The sequence below is a fragment of the uncultured Bacteroides sp. genome (genome assembly GCF_910578895.1).
Taxonomy (GTDB): domain Bacteria; phylum Bacteroidota; class Bacteroidia; order Bacteroidales; family Bacteroidaceae; genus Bacteroides.
The window spans coordinates 23,513-43,110 of sequence record NZ_CAJTSC010000029.1; the positions used below are offsets into that span (position 1 = coordinate 23,513).

The 19,598-nt window shown below is 41.2% G+C and carries 18 protein-coding genes; 14 read left to right on the plus strand and 4 right to left on the minus strand.

Going from position 1 to position 19,598, the window contains the following annotated elements; translation table 11 throughout:
- The first annotated feature begins 16 nt into the window (after positions 1-16).
- The 9 genes from QZ327_RS08850 (at position 17) to tpx (ending at position 9,527) form a co-directional block, all read left to right on the plus strand.
- Positions 17-1,522 carry an O-antigen polysaccharide polymerase Wzy family protein gene (locus tag QZ327_RS08850; protein ID WP_294618711.1) on the plus strand — a complete coding sequence of 502 codons (1,506 nt, stop codon included), beginning with the start codon at positions 17-19 and terminating at the stop codon, positions 1,520-1,522.
- 127 nt (positions 1,523-1,649) lie between these two features.
- Positions 1,650-2,765 carry a glycosyltransferase family 4 protein gene (locus QZ327_RS08855; RefSeq protein WP_294618712.1) on the plus strand — a complete coding sequence of 372 codons (1,116 nt, stop codon included), beginning with the start codon at positions 1,650-1,652 and terminating at the stop codon, positions 2,763-2,765.
- Between the two features lie 7 nt (positions 2,766-2,772).
- Entirely contained in the window at positions 2,773-4,152 is a 1,380-nt protein-coding gene (locus tag QZ327_RS08860) for a bifunctional cytidylyltransferase/SDR family oxidoreductase (protein ID WP_294618713.1), read from the plus strand.
- Complete coding sequence (locus tag QZ327_RS08865; RefSeq protein ID WP_294618714.1) at positions 4,149-5,399, plus strand: CDP-glycerol glycerophosphotransferase family protein; 1,251 nt, start codon at positions 4,149-4,151, stop codon at positions 5,397-5,399. Before QZ327_RS08860 ends, QZ327_RS08865 begins: the two co-directional genes overlap by 4 nt.
- A gap of 4 nt (positions 5,400-5,403) precedes the next feature.
- Positions 5,404-6,213: a glycosyltransferase gene (locus tag QZ327_RS08870; RefSeq protein ID WP_294618715.1), complete on the plus strand. Its 810-nt coding sequence runs from the start codon at positions 5,404-5,406 to the stop codon at positions 6,211-6,213.
- 16 nt (positions 6,214-6,229) lie between these two features.
- On the plus strand, positions 6,230-7,459 hold the full coding sequence (locus QZ327_RS08875; protein WP_294618716.1) for a DegT/DnrJ/EryC1/StrS aminotransferase family protein: 1,230 nt from the start codon (positions 6,230-6,232) through the stop codon (positions 7,457-7,459).
- Between the two features lie 15 nt (positions 7,460-7,474).
- Complete coding sequence (locus tag QZ327_RS08880) at positions 7,475-8,062, plus strand: sugar transferase (RefSeq protein ID WP_294618717.1); 588 nt, start codon at positions 7,475-7,477, stop codon at positions 8,060-8,062.
- Positions 8,063-8,357: 295 nt separating this feature from the next.
- Positions 8,358-8,954, plus strand: a complete 597-nt coding sequence (locus QZ327_RS08885; protein WP_294618718.1) for a master DNA invertase Mpi family serine-type recombinase — start codon at positions 8,358-8,360, stop codon at positions 8,952-8,954.
- Positions 8,955-9,023: 69 nt separating this feature from the next.
- On the plus strand, positions 9,024-9,527 hold the full coding sequence (tpx, locus tag QZ327_RS08890; protein WP_294618719.1) for a thiol peroxidase: 504 nt from the start codon (positions 9,024-9,026) through the stop codon (positions 9,525-9,527).
- A 72-nt stretch (positions 9,528-9,599) separates the two neighbouring features.
- Here the strand turns inward: tpx and QZ327_RS08895 are convergent, their stop codons facing one another.
- From QZ327_RS08895 to QZ327_RS08910, 4 genes are read right to left on the minus strand one after another with little or no spacing between them, the layout of a single operon-like run.
- Positions 9,600-10,247, minus strand: coding sequence for a DedA family protein (locus tag QZ327_RS08895; RefSeq protein ID WP_294618720.1), 648 nt, complete (start codon positions 10,245-10,247; stop codon positions 9,600-9,602).
- A 39-nt stretch (positions 10,248-10,286) separates the two neighbouring features.
- Positions 10,287-11,702: a hypothetical protein gene (locus QZ327_RS08900; protein WP_294618721.1), complete on the minus strand. Its 1,416-nt coding sequence runs from the start codon at positions 11,700-11,702 to the stop codon at positions 10,287-10,289.
- 21 nt (positions 11,703-11,723) lie between these two features.
- Complete coding sequence (locus tag QZ327_RS08905) at positions 11,724-13,463, minus strand: glutamine--tRNA ligase/YqeY domain fusion protein (protein WP_294618722.1); 1,740 nt, start codon at positions 13,461-13,463, stop codon at positions 11,724-11,726.
- 58 nt (positions 13,464-13,521) lie between these two features.
- Positions 13,522-14,337 (minus strand): PstS family phosphate ABC transporter substrate-binding protein, encoded by an 816-nt coding sequence (locus QZ327_RS08910; protein ID WP_294618723.1) that lies wholly within the window; start codon positions 14,335-14,337, stop codon positions 13,522-13,524.
- 233 nt (positions 14,338-14,570) lie between these two features.
- Between QZ327_RS08910 and pstC the strand changes: the two genes are divergently transcribed.
- From pstC to QZ327_RS08935, 5 genes are all read left to right on the plus strand, one after another.
- Complete coding sequence (pstC, locus tag QZ327_RS08915) at positions 14,571-15,758, plus strand: phosphate ABC transporter permease subunit PstC (protein WP_294618724.1); 1,188 nt, start codon at positions 14,571-14,573, stop codon at positions 15,756-15,758.
- Positions 15,759-15,764: 6 nt separating this feature from the next.
- Entirely contained in the window at positions 15,765-16,625 is an 861-nt protein-coding gene (gene pstA / locus QZ327_RS08920; protein WP_294618725.1) for a phosphate ABC transporter permease PstA, read from the plus strand.
- Positions 16,626-16,646: 21 nt separating this feature from the next.
- Positions 16,647-17,402 carry a phosphate ABC transporter ATP-binding protein PstB gene (gene pstB / locus QZ327_RS08925; protein ID WP_294618726.1) on the plus strand — a complete coding sequence of 252 codons (756 nt, stop codon included), beginning with the start codon at positions 16,647-16,649 and terminating at the stop codon, positions 17,400-17,402.
- Between the two features lie 89 nt (positions 17,403-17,491).
- Complete coding sequence (gene phoU, locus QZ327_RS08930) at positions 17,492-18,190, plus strand: phosphate signaling complex protein PhoU (RefSeq protein ID WP_294618727.1); 699 nt, start codon at positions 17,492-17,494, stop codon at positions 18,188-18,190.
- A 412-nt stretch (positions 18,191-18,602) separates the two neighbouring features.
- Entirely contained in the window at positions 18,603-19,589 is a 987-nt protein-coding gene (locus QZ327_RS08935; RefSeq protein WP_294618728.1) for a hypothetical protein, read from the plus strand.
- Positions 19,590-19,598 lie beyond the last annotated feature (9 nt).

Sequence of the window (19,598 nt, forward strand, 5' to 3'; positions counted from 1 at the left end):
ATTGGTAGTACATTTTATGGAAATGAGTGTTTTAAATAGTAAGAGAAACAAAATAAAAGTCTTTTCACTCTTCTATTTGATATTAATTTTTGTGCAATTTGTAGTTTGGGCGCAATGCCCTAATGAAGGCATTATTTCATTTCTGAAATATTATGTATGCGCTATATATGTCGTAGGATTTATAGTACCATTATTGTTTGGAACGAATATCGTTCATCCATATATTCTTTATCTTTTTGCATTCGGTGTTTTTATGATGTCACGGGTTTTTTTGGATGCTTTTGGAGTGGAAAGTGCCTTTTTTGATGTGGCAACATGGGCTAATGATTGGTCTTTTTTTTCGCAACCGATTCGATTTGAAATGTTGAATGCGTTGGCTTTTTTTTTACTGTTTACTTCTTTAGGTGCCTTGTCTGTATTTTATCTTACTGGCAGATTGCGTAGTAATGGAAATATAAAGAAAGAAACTTCTATTATAATAGGAATGCGGAATTTTGGTTTTGGTCTTTTCATCGTGTTTGCTATTCCTTATCTAATCTATTTGTATCAGGCAGTGAAGTATGTAATAGACAATGGATATCTATTGGTCTATTTAAATGAGTCTGAGTCTACAATTACCAATCCTATTCTGAGAATCAGCGATGATTTCTGCATGGCTGGGTTGTTTTTATATTTGAGTACATTTCCATCCGGAAAGAAATATAAGTTTGTTCTGTCATTTTATATTTTCACATTATTAGCAATGCTTGGAACGGGTGGAAGGACGGCTACTTTTACGCAAATATTTGCATTCGTTGCATATTTAGGATTTAGAGGTTTACAGATAGACAAGAAGCGTGTAATATATTTGGGCTTGACTGGGTTTGGATTGATATATACAGCCCAAGTTGTTAATGATTTCCGCGAAAATGGATTTCAAAGTTTGGATAGTAAAGAGAAGAGTAGTATCCCCATTATGCAGTTAGTACAAACCTTTTTTTGGCAGCAAGGGACTTCTATACAAACTATTGGACGGACGATAGAACACGCGGATGATGTTGTAAATGGATGGCTTTATTTTTGTGGTCCTGTTACAAATGATTTAAGGAAAAATCCTATTATGGAGAGGCTTGACCTTGGAATTCCACAAGGGCAAGTTGCAGAAACGGTAAAGAAGGGATACTCTTGGGCAGATAAACTTTCATATATGGTAGCACCAAAATATTATTTGTCAGGACATGGCATGGGAAGTAGTACTGTTGCGGAATCTTATATCTTAGGTGGAATGTTTGGAGTGATGATTGTTGGCTTTTTATTCACTTTTTGTGTAATACTTTTTGTAGAAAGATATAAAAAATCGTATACGGGAATATTTCTTTTATTTTTTATATTACCAGCATTTTTTATTTCTCCTCGTGCTGCTCCACTAAGTATAGTATCTGCGTTGTTCCGCCCTTTATTTATATTGTTTTTTATACAGTTATTTTTTTATCTAAAACAGCATTACCTTATTTATTCTATGGATAGTAAGCACGTTGGGTAGAACCTATTAAATGAAAGTTATGTAACCCACTTCTAATACTTTTACTTCATGAATATAATTTGTATTGGATGCAGGAAAACATTAATACTGGTGAACTTAAGTATTATCAAAAAACTATATTTAAATAATGTTGAGAAATAAAGTTTTAATTATATCTTATGGTTTTCCACCTGATACAGGGGGAGCAGAAATTGTTGCATATGATTATGCTGTTAATTTAGCATTGTTGGGCTACCAAGTATCTGTTATTTGTTGTAGACATAAAGATAGAAAGAAATATGAAAAATTCGAAATTATAGAAATCCCTAATTCGTTTGGTAAAAAATTTTGGATGTTGAACTACTATTTCTTTTTGAAGAAGGTTGATTATAATAAGTATGACTATATTATATTAAACCAATCGAATACTTCTGGGGTTGTTGGTCGGATTTTTAACAAAAAAGAGTTTGATAAATGTATTACTATAATACAAGGATTCGAAGTAGAATGGTTTTATAAGAATCATAGATTATTGAGTAATATATTTAACAATTATATTTTTCGTTTGAAGAAGTTCCATAAAAAGACCCTCTGTAATTCAAGAAAGATTGTATCTGTAAGTAGTGCTCATAAATCAAAAGTTTTAAATGCTGCTCATTTAGAACATTTATCTTCTAAAGTACAAGTTGTATATACAGGTATTGATAAAGAGGTGTTTTATAAAGTGAACGATGTTTATCGGGATGATAAACTAAAGAATTGCCACATATTACTTTCAGTAAGTAGGATTGTTGCAATGAAAGGTTATGCTAAGATGCTTGATATTTTTAAAGTATTGTGTTTAAAAGATCCTACATATCATTGGATGATAGCAGGTGATGGTCCCTATTTATCAGAACTAAAAATGAGAGTTCTGGAAGAATCTTTGTCGGAAAATGTTACTTTTTTAGGGAATATAGAGCGAAATTCTTTAAAAGTGTATTATTCTATAGCAGATTGTTTTTGGCTTTTATCAGATTACGATGAGTGTTTGCCATTGGTGTATTTGGAAGCTCAAGCGTGTGGAACTCCTGCTATTGGCAGGAATAAAGGTGGCGTTGTAGAAACAATCATGGATAATAAGACTGGCTTTTTAGTAAACAGTGATGAAGAATGTTTGGACATTTTGCTACATAGAAAATATGAACGATTGAAATCAGAAGATTTAAAAAGTTTTATTGATAAGTTTGATAAAGTAGAAGCTGCAAAGCAGTTAATTTCTTGAATAAATAATGAAAAATATTGCTGTTATATTGGCTGGGGGTACCGGTCAGCGTTTAGGTGATTCTGTTCCTAAACAATTTTTGAAAGTTGCCGGAAAAAAGATTATTGAACACACATTGGATGTGTTTCAAAATCATCCGCAAATAGATGAGATTGTAGTTGTCTCTAATCCTAACTTTTTGAGTGATGTAGAGAGTATTGTGATTAAGAATAGTTATACCAAATTGAAAAGGATTCTTCAAGGTGGTAAAGAGCGTTATCATTCCAGTTTGGCGGCTATTAATGCTTATGATGGTGACAAAGAACTCAATCTTATTTTTCATGATGCCGTGCGTCCTTTAGTGAACGATCGGATTATATCGGACTGCATACAGGCTTTGGAAAAATATAATGCAGTAGATGTTGCTATTAAGACTACTGATACGATTATTCAGGTAAATGAGAAAGAGTACATAACCGGTATTCCTGCTCGTGAGAACCTGCGTAATGGGCAAACTCCACAGGCTTTTAAGTTATCTACAATTAAAAAGGCTTATACATTGGCATTGCAAGACCCCGATTTTAAAACAACGGATGATTGCGGTGTAGTTTATAAATATTTGCCCGATGAACCGGTTTATGTTGTAAAAGGTGAACAGTTTAATATGAAACTTACTTATAAAGAAGATTTGTTTCTTTTGGATAAATTGTTTCAATTAAAGTCTGTTGCTCAACAGAACGAGACGGTAACTCCTAAAGCGCAATTAGGGTTGGCAAACTCTGTAATTGTGGTTTTTGGCGGTAGTTATGGCATAGGACTTGACATCGTTAACATCTGCAACTGTCATGGAGCGCATATATATTCTTTTAGTCGTTCGGAGAATGGGGTTGACATTTCAAATAAGTTATTGGTAGCAAAAGCTCTTAAAGAGGTGTATGAAAAGGAAGGACGGATAGATGCCGTAGTGAACACTGCCGGAATACTTGATAAAGAACCCTTGGTAAATATGTCCTATGAAGATATCTGTAAAAGCATTAATATTAATTATTTAGGTGCTGTTATTGTTGCTAAGGAGTCTTATCCGTATTTGAAAGATAGCAAAGGTGCATTGTTGTTGTTCACTTCCAGCTCTTATACAAGAGGGCGTTCTTTGTACAGTTTGTATTCGTCTTCCAAGGCTGCAATTGTCAATTTTGTACAAGCATTAAGTGAGGAATGGTATGATTGTGGAATACGTGTAAATTGTATTAATCCGGAACGTACAAAGACGCCTATGCGAACAAAAAACTTTGGTATGGAACCTGATGACAGTTTACTGAAGTCTAATGTTGTAGCCGCTGTTTCGGTTAATAGCCTGTTCTCTTCAATGACAGGTGAAGTAATTGATGTGAAAATAAAACGTTCATGAGTTTGAAAGCAAAATTTTCTCTTATTTCTTTGATGTTTAAGCGGAGAAGTATCAAAGAAATAGTGAAAAAGAACATTGAGATTATTTGGGGGTACCCATTATATGTATTGTCTTTTATTGCACCGCGAAACAAAGAGAAGTGGTTGGTAGGCAGTCATGTTGGCTTTAGTGGAAATCCTAAATATTTTTTTATCTATGTGATTGCCGGGTGTAAGATGAAAAAATGTTATTGGATTGCAGCTACGCGTGCTGAAGAAAGGAAAATAAGAGAGCTGGGATTTCCTGCTTATTACAGGTGGGGTATAAAAGGACTTTTTCATAGCATTACAGCAGGTACGTACATATATGGTTTTCATTTGATTGATGTGAATTTTTGGACATCTGGCAGGGTAAAGCGGGTGAACCTTTGGCATGGGGTCGGTATAAAGAATATCGAGTTTAAGTCTACTAAAGGTTCTGCCGGAAAAATATACGATGAGAAGAACTTCTTTTCACGAGTCTATCTTCCGTACTTGTTCAAGCGTCCCCATTTGTTTCTGTCTACTTCGCCGCTCATGACAGAGCATTTTAAACAATGTTTTAGAATAACGGATAAGGAATGTATAGAGGGCATTTATCCTCGTTGCGATATTTTTAGCTGGCATCCGGAGAAACTGAAACAATTTATATATCAATATGAGTCTGTGGAGAGTCTGGATTTAATAGAAAAATTAAAAAAATGTAGGAAATCATACTTATATATGCCTACATGGCGTGAAACAAGAGAGAACTTTATTGTAAGTGCAGGATTTGATTTTGTACTATTGAATGAGATATTAAAACAAAAGGGGGATTTATTTTTACTAAAGTTGCATCCGGAAAGCAATCTTTCGATGGAAGAAATGAGCCGGTATAGTAATATTTTAGTATTGGATAAAAAGATTGATATTTATCCGGTTCTTCCGTTTACAGACGTTCTCGTAACCGATTACTCTTCCATCTATTATGATTATTTGTTAATGCCCGGAAAAGAGGTACTCTTGTTCCCTTTTGATTATGCAGAATATATAACAGCAGGCAGGGATTTGGCTTTTGATTTCGATAAGTATACTCCTGGCAAAAGAGTGCACACTTTTGAAGAGTTGCTTACTGTAATGCGGGATGAGGTAACTCTTCAATTCGATGAAAGAGAATGGATTGTAAATCAGTTTTGGGACTATACATATACTGTTGATAGCTTGATAGCGAAAATAAAAACATTAGCGTAGCGTGATGAAGAAAATAGCAGTCATTCTTTCCATATATCGGAAGGATAATTTGTCTTGTGTGAAAGAGTCTTTGGACAGTTTGTTTACTCAAACATTTTCTTCAACTGATGTATTTATTCAATTAGACGGGGATATAGATAACGAAGTCAGGGGATATTTATCTAATCTTTCTGAAAAAGATATATTTATTTTTGAGAGGACGCAGAATAAAGGCTTGGCTTGTTCTCTTAATGACCTTCTGAAAATTGTCTTACCTATGGGATATCAATACATCGCCCGTATGGATGCCGATGACATATCCATGCCCGAACGTTTTGAAAAACAGATTGCATATATGGAAAATCATCCGGATATCGATTGTTTGGGAACTTGGGCAATTGAGATAGACGACGGCGGTAATGAGTACTTTAGAAAGCGGATGCCGTTAACGAATGAGGAATGCTTGGACTTTTTCAGGATGCGCGACTGCATGATACATCCTACTGTGATGTTCCGCCGCTCTTATTTCGAAAAGGCGGGGTTGTATCCGGTGGATACTTATTTTGGCGAAGATACAATGATGTGGGCCAAGGGCTTTCAAGCAGGATGTAAATTTGCCAACTTGCCGGAATACCTTTTAAAATTTAGATTAGATATTGACTTCTTTCAACGTAGAAGAGGGTGGAAACACGCAAAATCTATTTTTACTCTTCGCAGACGGATAAATGAAATGTTGGGATTTGGCTTGAAAGAAGATTGTTATGCCTTGATGTATGCAATAGCCAAACTAATGCCGACCCAAATACTTGATCTGATTTATAGAAAAATGAGATAACTAAATTATATTAATCATGAAAATACCATTTTCTCCCCCTTACATTGATGACAGCATCATCGATGAAGTGGTTGATTCTTTGCGTTCCGGCTGGATAACCACTGGACCTAAAGTGAAAGCACTGGAAGAGGAAATAAAATCTTTCTCCGGTGCTAAAGAAGTGCTTTGTGTAAATTCCTGGACTTCGGGAGCCATTATGATGCTCCGTTGGCTGGGAGTGAAGGCAGGGGATGAGGTGATTGTCCCTGCTTATACATATAGTGCTACGGCATTAGCGGTACTGCATGCCGGCGCCAAACCTGTGATGGTAGACTCGGGTACGGACTTTAATATCTCGGTAGATGCCATTCGTAAAGCTGTTACTTCACGGACAAAGGCTATCATTCCTGTGGATATCGCAGGTTTTCCTTGTGATTACGATGATATCATGCGATTGGTAAATGCCCCCGAAATAAGGGAGATGTTCGAGGCGGAAAGTCCGGTACAGGAAAAGTTGGGGCGTATCCTTGTGATGAATGATGCCGCCCATTCATTGGGGGCATGGTATGGCAAGAACCGGCGTACGGGGTGTGAGACGGATGTCGCTATTTTCTCGCTTCATGCCGTAAAGAATGTGACGACTGCCGAAGGTGGAGCGATTTGTTTGAACCTGCCCATGCCTTTTGACAATGCGGGGTTGTATAAGGAGCTTCGCATGATGAGTTTGAATTGCCAGACAAAGGATGCTTTCTCTAAATCTAAAGCGGGTGGTTGGCGTTATGATATTGTGGGGCTGGGGATGAAAATCAATATGGCGGATGTGAATGCCGCTATCGGCCTTGCGCAGATGCGGGAATATCCTAAACTGCTCGAAGAGAGAAAAAGGGTATTCGATGCTTATACCCAAGCTTTTGGAAACTGTGGCTGGGCAATTGTGCCACCTTCGATAGAAGGGGATAAAGAGAGTTCTTACCATATCTATGCCTTACGTGTCAAAGGCTTTACGGAAGAACAGCGCGACCGGATGATTGATGAAATAGCCAAAAGTGAAGTGGCTGTGAATGTCCACTTTATTCCGATGCCTATGTTATCCTTCTTCAACTCTTTAGGCTATGATATAAAAGATTATCCTCAAGCTTACGAGAACTTTAAGGGAGAAATATCCTTGCCTATATATCCGCAACTGGATGAAGAGAAATTGGCTTTTATCATTGACACGGTAAAATCGGCATATCATAAAGTGGCAGGTGACGAAACTGCAAAGTGATACGACTACAGCATTATGATTCGCTTCTTTGATATTTTTTTCTCCTTTCTGGGTATACTTTTCCTGTCTCCTGTTTTCCTTTTTCTTTATGTGGCAATCCGCTTGGAAAGTAACGGCGGCGGATTTTATCGCCAGTTACGTGTAGGACGTCGCGGGAAGGATTTTTATGTTTATAAGTTCCGTTCGATGCGTGTGGGAGCTGATAAACAGGGATTGATAACTGTAGGGGGGCGCGATCCGCGAATAACCTGTATCGGCTATTTTATACGAAAGTATAAACTGGATGAACTCCCTCAGTTGTTTAATGTCCTGAAAGGAGATATGAGTTTGGTAGGCCCGCGTCCTGAAGTACGTAAGTATGTCGAGCTCTATACGGAAGAACAACGCAAGGTCCTGTCTGTGCGACCGGGTATAACGGATTATGCTTCAATAGAATATGTTGATGAGAATGCAATACTTGGACAAGCGGAGGATGCGGATAAGGCTTATGTGGAGTTGATTATGCCTGATAAGATTAGGTATAATATGAAATACATCAATAATCGTTCCTTGAAGGAGTACTTCAAAATAATCTTCTTGACATTTTGGAGTATTGTACGTTGATGTAAAGAGCATATCCTATTTTTGAATTTGAAACAGGGACTCCCGGTTACTGAATGTAGCCGGGAGTTTTTTTATCATTTATTTTTAATAGCCTGTTTAAATTTTGTTCGGCATTAGCTTCGCTCAAAACATTTTTTACCTTTTTGATATAGGTATGGTCTTTTGAGCGTTCTTTTTGAAGAAAATTAAACAGGCTCTAAACTCCTTTAGTAAAGGATGCGTATGGATACGTTGGCGGTGTTATTGGAATAGTCGTTCTTTGGCGATGTTAAACCAATAAAAAACAACAAAATTTATGGCAGTAGTAGCTTATTTAAGAGTAAGTACAGAAAAACAGTTTTTGGAAAACCAACGCGAGGAAATTACACGTTTTGCAGAGAGGAACGGGTTGAGTATTGACAGGTGGTATACGGAAACTGTTAGCGGAAGCATCAGTAGCAAGGAGCGTAAGTTGTCGGGAGTACTGGACAAGATGCGTCCCGGCGATTCTTTAATTGTGACGGAGATATCACGGCTCAGCCGTACATTGCTTGAAATTATGACTATTCTTAATTCGTGCATAAAAAAAGAGGTGATATTGTATAGCACTAAAGAGGGATATGTTTTTCAGAATGATATTAACAGTAAGGTACTGGGATTTGCGTTCGGGCTGATGGCTGAAATCGAGCGTAATCTGATTTCAATGCGGACTAAAGAGGCATTGGCACGTAGGAAACAGGAAGGAAAGCGTTTGGGGCGTAGGAAAGGGGATATGCCTAAAATGAGAATACTTACAGAGAATAAGAAGCAATTGCTTAAAGAACAAAAAAAGGGGACATCCTGTTCGGAACTTGCCCGACGAATGGGGGTGTCCAGAACAACTATGTTCCGTTTTCTGCATCATAAAAGATGATCGGAAGCTGCCATCGTTGAACTTTTTCTGTGTTCTGTTTGTTAGTATACCATATAAATTGATAAAATTATGGCTATAACAAAATTTAAAGGACAACCGGTAAAAGTAATCGGTGAGTTCATAAAAGTGGGAGCGGCTGCTCCTGATTTCGAATTGGTAAAGACGGATTTGTCCTCTTTCTCATTGAAAGAACTGAATGGCAAGAATGTAATTCTTAATATATTTCCAAGTTTGGATACCGGCGTATGTGCTGCTTCCGTACGCAAATTTAATAAATTGGCTGCCGGTTTACCGGATACGGTGGTACTCGCCATTTCAAAAGACTTGCCTTTTGCACATGCCCGTTTCTGTACGGCAGAAGGAATCGAGAATGTAATCCCCTTGTCCGATTTTCGTTTTTCCGATTTTGATGAGAGCTATGGCGTGCGTATGGCAGACGGACCGTTAAGCGGTTTACTGGCTCGTGCAGTGATTGTTGTCGGTAAGGATGGAAAGATTGCCTATACGGAACTGGTTCCGGAGATTACCCAAGAGCCGGATTACGATAAGGCAATTGCAGCAGTTAGGAAATAAGCTCTTTAGACTTAGCTATATATAATGAAAAAACGGTGGATGAAGCTTGATATTCATCCACCGTTTTTTTGTTTATCGTTTTTTCTGTCGTATACCTTTATAAATAAGGAACCCTATAATCAATATCGCCACCGCTATAATGATATAGCCGATTTCGTGGCTGTATTTCGTTGCCAGCAGATAGACATCATTGGTTGTTTTAATGTCCGTGAACCGATATATAAAATAGCCGAGTAACGCCAATATCGTATTCCATATTCCTGCACCGAGTGTTGTGTAAATCAGAAATGGTGCCAATTTCATGCCTGACAATCCTGCCGGAATACTGATAAGTTGCCGCACTGCGGGGATAAGACGACCGAAGAATGTGGATGCGGCACCATGTTTTCTGAAGTACTCTTCGGCACGGTGTACTTTTTCTTCATCAATCAGGCATATATGCCCCAAACGGCTGTTGGCAAATTTGTAGACGATAGGACGCCCCAACCAACGTGCAAGATAATAATTTATGAGCGCACCGAGATTGGCGCCGATAGTTGCAAAAATAATGACAAGGAAGATATTCATACTGTCGTCGGTCATTGCTTTCCATGCAGCCGGCGGCACTATGACTTCCGAAGGGAACGGGATAAATGAACTCTCAATAGTCATGAAAATGGTGACTATCCAATAATCCAAATTCTCCAATACCCATTTAATGAGTTCTGCTGATGATTCCATACTCTATATTTGTATTTAACGGTTTGTTTACATGCTTGCTTATTGTAACGCATTCAAGATATCCCTCATTGCTTTTGCCAGCTCTCCTTTATCTTCGCTTTCCAGCAGTTGCTCTATTTTCTGCAAATCTTCCGGTCGGAATGGTTGTTTGGAAAGCTGGTTGTATTTATGGAAATTCTCTTTATCGTTGAGCAACAGATAAATAGCAGCCAGTTTTTCGTTGATATATTCAAATTGTGAATCCAACTCTTTGACATGTTCAAAAGCGAATTTGGCGTAGTTCAGTTGGTCCAACTCCAGGCAATATGTGCCAATTTCGTACCAGGTCTCGGCATACGGCGCGTACTCTAAAGCCAAAGCCCATTTTTTTATTGCCGTGTCATAGTCGCCGTCTTCCAGATAGGTACGCCCTTCAACCAAATACGGGGCTGCATCTTCAGGGTCTATTTCATGGGATTTCTTGAAGTATCCCTTGGCTTGCTGCCTTTTTCCTAAGTTATAGAGGCAAAGTGCCGCATGCGCATATAAGGAAGGCAATATTGCCGGTTCGATACTTTCGCTTTGTATTGCCGATTCGAAATGTCGGTATCCTTCTTCCCAGCATCCTTTGGATATTTCATCGAACCCGATAAGCATCTGGAGTGTTGCAGGATTAATGGCATTGTATTTTTCTGCTAAAGTGTAATTCTCGAGTGCGCTTTTCTCATTTCCCAGTTGATGGAAAATATGGCCTTTCATTATATAAGCGTCGGCAAATTCTTCATCTCCTACGATTGCATAATCGCAAGCTTCGATGGCCTTGTCAAATAGCTGCTGACTGAAATAGCAACGCGCCAACCCGAACCAATAAGGAGCCGAATAGGGATTTTTGTCTATCAGTCTATTATAGAATGTCTCGGCTTCTTGCTCTAACCCTTGTGCATGGAGACAATCCGCCGTTGCCGCCAGATATGCCTCTTCCTCGGCATATTTTTTCGAACCTTTTTCCAACCACGATGTAGCTTTATCCGGATACCCCATATCAATATACATATAAGCTACATCCACGATATTGGCCAAATCCTGTTTGTCTTCTATAGTGTCAAGAAGTTGTTCCGCTTCATCTATTTTGCCTTCACCCAAAAGGAGGTTCGCTTTGAGCACCTTTACTTCCGGAGAATAATCTTCGGATATTTGCTCTATTACCTGCTTGGCACTGTTTCTGTCCTGGGCATCTATAAAGAGATAGGCTTGCTCTACCAACAGGGGAGTATTGCCGGGATGTAATCTTAAACCGTATTCTATGACTTCGGTAGCTTGTACGTCTTTTCCGTGCATGGCATACCAGTCGGCAAGGTCGGCTAAATCGTCTGCGTCCAGATAGATAGGTCTGTTTTCAGCTATTGCGGCTTCGTATTGTTCTGCAAGTTCTTGCAACTCCCTGTCTCTTCCGGACAGCAGATTATTTTTACTCATTAACTGTTTTTACTCTTTATATTATTTATTGATTTTACCCCAAGTGTCTTTCAGACCCACAGTGCGATTGAATACCATTTTTTCCGGTGTAGAGTCGCGGTCCACATTGAAGTAACCGATACGCTGGAACTGCAGGTAAGAGAGGGGGGGCATGCCGGCAGCATATTTTTCAATGTAGCAGCATGGCAATACATTCAGAGAATCCGGATTGATCATTTCCTTCATGGCTGTCAGGGCATCGCAATTTTTTTCTTCACGGATGGCGGCCAACTCATCGCGTGGGTTTTCTACTTTCCACAAGCGGTCGTAAAGACGGACTTCGGCTTGCAGGCAGTGTGCACAACTCACCCAATGAATCGTACCTTTGACTTTGCGGTTGGCTCCGGGCATACCGCTCTTGCTGTCAGGGTCGTATTCGCAGTATACTTCTGTGATTTCTCCGGCATCGTTCTTCTTGCAGCCGGTACATTTCACGATGTATGCGCTCTTCAAGCGTACTTCTTGTCCGGGCGTCATGCGGAAATACTTTTTCGGAGCGTCTTCCATGAAATCGTCACGTTCTATCCATAGTTCACGGCTGAATTCGATGTGGTGGCTGCCTTCTTCCGGGCGTTCCGGATTGTTGATGGCTTCCAACTCTTCAACCTGTCCTTCCGGATAGTTGGTGATAATGAGTTTCACCGGATTCAATACGGCGGATATACGGGTGGAACGGGCATTTAAGTCTTCGCGCACGGCGCTTTCCAGCAATGCAAATTCATTGAGGGCGTCATAAGTAGTATACCCGATTTTATCAATAAATTTATGAATGGATTCGGGTGAATAGCCACGGCGGCGGAAACCGCAGATAGTCGGCATACGGGGGTCATCCCAACCGTTGACGAGACCTTCTTTTACCAAAGTAAGCAGATTGCGTTTGCTCATGAGCGTATAACTCAGGTTGAGCTTATTGAATTCGTATTGGTGGGGACGGTGGTCGTTCAAATCTTTTCCTTCTTTTACCCAATCCACGAAGAGATCGTACAACGGGCGGTGAGGAACGAACTCCAATGTACACAGCGAATGAGTCACACCCTCAAAATAGTCACTTTGCCCGTGGGCGAAGTCATACATCGGATATGCTTTCCATGTGGTGCCCGTACGGTGATGCGGATGCTTCACGACACGATAGATAATCGGGTCGCGGAAGTGCATATTGGGGCTTGCCATGTCGATTTTGGCACGAAGCACCATAGCGCCCTCCTCAATCTCTCCGGTATTCATCTTTTGGAACAGTTCAAGTGTTTCCTCGATGGGGCGGTTACGGTACGGGCTTTCTACGCCGGGTTGGGTAGGAGTGCCTTTTTGGGCGGCAATCTGTTCGGAAGTCTGTTCGTCGATATATGCTTTGCCCTCTTTGATGAGGCGGATGGCGAAGTCCCATAGCTGTTGGAAATAGTCGGAAGCGTAGTATTCGTTGCCCCACCGGTAACCCAACCACTGGATATCTTCCTTGATGGCCTCCACATATTCCACATCTTCTTTGGTGGGGTTGGTGTCATCGAAACGCAGGTTACAGATACCACCGTGTGCGGCAGCAATACCAAAATCCAGGCAAATTGCCTTGGCATGTCCGATGTGGAGATAACCGTTAGGTTCGGGCGGGAAACGTGTCTGTACTTTTCCGTTGTTTTTACCCTCTTTCAAATCGTTCTCTACTATTTGTTCTATGAAGTTCAGGCTCTTCTTTTCGCTTGTTTCTTCGCTTTTTATTTCTGCCATAATGTTATTATTATTCGTATAATGGCGCAAAAATACGACTATTTTTTTGTATATCTCATTATTTCACGGGAATATATCCGCTCTTTTTAATGATTTCTTGACCGGTAGGCGATAACATGAACTGCAAGAGCGGCTCTACGAGACCGGAGTTTTTCTTGTTGTAATAATAAAATAACGGGCGCACGATAGGGTAAGTTTTGTTGGCGGCATTTTCCGGAGTGGGAGCAACAAAGTGCCTGTCATCGTAAGCTACGGCAAGGGTTTTGATGCGTGGCGATACATAAGCAAGTCCCACGTAGCCGATAGCTCCACGTGTTTGGCTGACAGATTGTATAATGGCTCCGGTGGCCGGCATGGAAAGGCTGCTGCTCATGTAGTTCTTGTTTTTCAGTACGCTCTCTTTGAAGAATTCGTAGGTGCCGGAAGATGTCTCGCGCGAGTAGACCACTATCTTCCGGTCGTCTCCGCCGACTTGCTTCCAATTGGTGATTTTGCCACGAAAGATATTCTCCAGTTGTTGACGGGTGAGTTGCTTTACCGGATTGGAAGGGTGTACGACCACTGCCAGTGCATCATAAGCAATCGCTATTTCCTCCGGGTTTTCTCCGGTGGCTTTCGCTCTCATTTTTTCGTTAAATTTGATACTTCTGGAGGCCATTGCGATGTCTGCCGTTTCGTCCAGCAGGGCGGAAATGCCTACTCCGGTTCCGCCACCGGTGACGGTGACGCGCGTGCCGGGATGCAATGTCATGAACCGTTCGGCGGTTTGCTGTGCAATGGGGAGAACGGTGTCGCTTCCTTTAATACGCTGTGCCTGGACGCCGGTGGTGACAAATGCGGACACAAGGAGGGCAGAAAATAAATGTTTCATCATAATGCAGATGTTTTTAGGATGATATTTAAACAACGATAATGCACGATGGTATGTTTCCGATGTGCTGTATTTTGTTGCAAATTAAAACAACATATATTACATATTTGTTACAAATAACGGGCGCGTGTTTATTGTAACGGTTTTGTAACATGTTTGCAACGTTTCTTTCAAACGATAGTCACATTGCCGTAACATTTATCCCGTTCCTTTGTGCACAGAAAAAAATAGGCAATATGAAAAAAGTTTTTGAGAAGGTTATAGAAGGTTTGTTGGCTTGTAGCGGTTTTGTGACAAGCCTTACGATTGTGCTTATCGTCCTATTCCTTTTTTCCGAAGCGGTAGGATTGTTCAACAGCCGGGTGATTGAGGAAGGGTACGTATTGGCATTGAATAAAGAAAATGGAGTGGGCAGGCTTACTTCGGCGCAAATAAAGGATATTTTCGATGAAGAGATAACCGATTGGCAGGAAGTGGGCGGCAAAAATCTCCCCATTCGGCTTTTTCGTCTGGAAGATGTGACACAATACTATACGGAAGAGCAGTTGGGAGCCTCTTATGAGTATGCGGGTACGTGCATTACGGATTTGATAGAACGTACGCCGGGTATGGCGGCTTTTGTGCCGGAGCAGTTCATAGCCCGTCCCAATGCTGTTTGTCTGTTGCAGGACAACACTATTTCGTTGCAGGACGTCTTTGCCGGGGCAGAGTGGTTCCCTACGGCAACTCCGGCGCCTCAGTTCGGCTTTTTGCCATTGATAACAGGCACATTGTGGGTGAGTTTTTTTGCCATTCTCATCGCATTGCCGTTCGGGCTGGCAGTGGCGGTTTACATGTCTGAGGTAGCGGATTACAAGATACGTAATCTGATGAAACCGGTCATAGAGTTGCTGAGTGGTATTCCTTCCGTTGTCTACGGCTTTTTCGGATTGATTGTGATAGTTCCTTTATTGCAAAATGCCTTCGACTTGCCTGTCGGCGAGAGTGGACTGGCAGGAAGTATTGTACTTGCCATTATGGCACTGCCCACTATCATTACAGTGACGGAAGATGCTATGCGCAACTGCCCGCGTGCCATGCGCGAAGCCAGTCTGGCACTGGGTGCTTCGCAGTGGCAGACCATATATAAGGTGGTGATACCTTATTCCATATCGGGCATTACGTCCGGAGTGGTACTGGGCATCGGGCGTGCCATGGGTGAAACCATGGCGGTGTTGATGGTGACGGGAAACGCCGCTGTAATCCCTCGTAACATTTTGGAACCTTTGCGCACGATTCCTGCCACCATTGCTGCCGAACTGGGCGAGGCACCGGCAGGTGGCGCGCATTACGAGGCATTGTTCCTCTTGGGAGTAGTATTGTTTTTTATCAGCCTGTTGATAAACTTCACGGTAGAAGCTGTTTCTTCGGGCAAAAGAAAATAAAAGGATATGATAAGCAGAAAACATCTTTCGCAAAACATCACATTCGGATTATTCCGTTTGCTGAGCTTTAGTGTAGTAGGAATTCTCTTCGCCCTTCTTGGTTTTATCATATATAAGGGTATAGGGGTTATTGACTGGGAATTCTTGACGAGCGCCCCGACAGACGGTATGACTTCCGGCGGCATTCTGCCTGCCATCGTCGGTACTTTCTGTCTGATGGCAGGTAGTGCGTTGTTCGCTTTTCCGGTAGGAGTGATGAGTGGCATCTATATGAACGAATATGCGTCCAAAGGTTGGGTGGTACGCTTCATTCGCATGATGACGAACAACCTGAGCGGTATTCCTTCCATTGTATTCGGTCTTTTCGGCATGGCGTTGTTTGTCAATTACATGGACTTCGGCGATAGTATTCTTGCCGGTTCGCTTACATTGGGGCTTTTGAGTCTGCCTTTGGTGATTCGTACCACTGAGGAGGCTTTGAAGGCGATACCCGATGGTCTGCGTGAGGGCAGCCGCGCTTTGGGAGCTACCAAACTGCAAACTATCAAGCATGTAATTTTGCCTATGGGAATGCCCAATATCATTACCGGTCTGATTCTGGCTTTGGGGCGTGTGTCGGGAGAAACGGCACCTATCCTCTTTACTTGTGCCGCCTACTTCCTGCCGCAACTTCCCGGCAGTATCTTCGACCAGTGTATGGCGTTACCTTATCATCTGTATGTCATCGCTACCAGCGGTACCGACATGGAAGCCCAATTGCCTATTGCTTACGGCACGGCTTTGGTATTGATAATAATCATTCTCCTGGTCAATTTGCTGGCTAATGCGTTGCGGAAATATTTCGAGAAGAAAATCAAAATGAACTAAATTTATAAAACCCTCAATGACATGATAAATAAGATAGAAACGCGTGATGTGAATTTCTGGTATGGCGACTTCCACGCCTTGAAAGGTATCAGTATGGATATTGCAGAAAAGTCGGTCGTAGCCTTTATCGGACCTTCCGGTTGTGGTAAATCCACTTTTCTCCGTTTGCTGAACCGCATGAACGATTTGATTCCCGGCACTCGCCTGACCGGTGAAATCCTTATCGACGGTCAGGATATATATAAGAAAAGCGTACAAGTGGACGAACTGCGCAAAAACGTCGGCATGGTGTTTCAGCGTCCTAATCCCTTTCCAAAAAGCATCTTCGAGAATGTCGCCTACGGATTGCGTGTAAACGGGGTTACCGACAATGCTTTTATTCGCCGGCGGGTAGAGGAGACGTTGAAAGGTGCTGCTCTTTGGGATGAAGTGAAGGATAAACTCAAGGAGTCTGCATACGCTCTTTCCGGCGGGCAACAACAGCGCCTTTGTATAGCCCGTGCCATGGCAGTGTCTCCTTCCGTCTTGTTGATGGATGAGCCGGCATCAGCCCTTGATCCCATTTCAACGGCGAAAGTAGAGGAACTAATTCATGAATTAAAGAAACAATACACCATTGTAATCGTCACCCATAATATGCAACAGGCAGCTCGCGTAAGTGATAGCACGGCTTTCTTTTATATGGGCAAAATGGTGGAGTTCGGTGATACAAAGAAGATTTTCACCAATCCCGATAAGATAGAGACGCAGAACTATATAACAGGGCGTTTCGGATGATAGTTGGTTGGGATGTTAAGATAAACCGTTTCTTGCAGTTAACAAACGGTATGGCATGTGATTGATAATTTAGAAATAGAAGAAGCATTATGGTAAAGTTTATCGAATCAGAACTCGTCTTGCTGAAAAAAGAAATAGACGAAATGTGGACTTTGGTGTATAATCAGCTTGACCGTGCTGGAGAGGCGGTGCTGACTTTAGACCGCGAACTGGCACAACAGGTATTGGTGCGTGAGCGTCGTGTCAATGCCTTTGAACTTAAGATAGATAGCGATGTGGAGGATATTATCGCACTCTATAACCCTGTTGCCATTGACTTGCGTTTTGTGCTTGCCATGCTTAAAATCAATACGGATTTGGAGCGTTTGGGTGACTTTGCCGAGGGCATAGCCCGCTTTGCTTTGAATTGCAAGGAACCTGCTTTGGACAGCGAATTGATAAGAAAATTACGGTTGGAAGAGATGATAGAGCAGATGCTGTCCATGCTCCAACTTGCCCAGAAAGCTCTCCGTGAGGAGAGTCAGGAGATGGCGACAGCGGTATTTGCCAAAGATAATCTATTGGATGGAATTAATGCGGATGCCGCTGCCGTTCTTGCCGATTACATCGGAAAGCATCCCGAAAGTGCACTTTCGTGCTTGAATTTGGTTAGCGTATTCCGTAAATTGGAGCGTTCGGGCGACCACATTACGAATATCGCCGAGGAGATAGTGTTCTTTATTGATGCCAAAGTGTTGAAACACAGCGGACGCACAGACGAGCACTATTCGGATGAAAGAAGCAAGTAAGTTTTTAGGAAATTTTTAGTGTTTAATGGAAAATAACCCTATATTTGTCCATTGTAAACGATTGCAGATGTAGAAAAATGCTTTGAAATGATAATAAAATCAAAAGAATAAAAGAAAAGATGTTATAAGACATGTTTTTTAATTTGGTTGGTATCTCGAAAAGCGGCTATATTTGCAACGTTATCCTGAAAACAATCTTTTTACCTTAAAAAAAACTAATACCTATTGAAAACTGAAAAAGGAGGCTTTGTGAAAAGCTTCCTTTTTTTATACACGTATGTGGGCGATTTTTGTCTTTTATTTCATATTTGTAAATCAGTGTGTTAACGTTTTATTGAAATGGGAGCATATTAGTGGAATACCGTTTTAGAACCATATTTAGCACCACTTTTAGCACCTGATTTAGAACGGTATGGATGAACAGATTTTTCTTGATTGGCAGGTACATTTCAATCTACGGAAACCTAATAGCCGTAGGGCAACTCTTATTTATGCGGTGGCAACGCTGTGGGGGCAGCAGATAAAAGTCAGTACGGGGGTTAAGGTCTATGCTTCCCATTGGGATAAGAACAGACAGATTGCCCGTATGGGTGGTGGTTTGAGTGGTCTTGATAGTCGAAACAATGCCATAGTCAACACCAAAATAATGGAAGTGACTGTTCAGATTGAAAGGTTAAAACAGTATCTTTGTGAGCATGTAGAGTTGTTGACCGATGAGGCTAAGGTCAAATCCCTATTTGTAGATTGCGTTAACCCAACTATTAAGAAGACTATGGCGGCAAAGAAAAATACGAACCCACTAAAGGCAACTGCGGTGTTTACCAAAGTAATATCAGACCATTGGAACTACGAGAAACAAGGTACGAGGCAAAAGATAGCTATTGTTCGGGACTTTTGTAAGTGGTTGGAAAGTAATGGCGGTGATACACTTGAAAATGTAAGTAAAAAAACATTAGCACTCTATGAACGGCATCTGAATATTACCCCTACAACGAGGTCAAAGATAGGGGCAGAGTATAAGACCGTCAAAACCAAAATGGGGCATATAATGAGTGTAATACGTACAGCAAAGAAATTTGAAGACTTTCCAAGTAATATTAATGTGGGAGTTGAAAATTATGAACTTCAAACTAAGAAACTGAAAGATGATGATTTAAGTCGGAGTTTTGCGCTGGCGTATAGTGAAGTTGAACAGTTATATGCTTGTCAAAACTTATCGGATATTGATGCGGAGAGTAAAGATTTATTTGTATTGCAGTGTGAAATGGGGCAGCGTATCAGCACGATGTTACTATGGCTGAAAGGGGAGTATAAGGAAACTGATGATTTCTTTGATATGATTTCAACCAAGACTGGAAAATCCACTCGTATCTGCCCCCTTCCGTTCACTTTAAAGTGATCCCCCCAA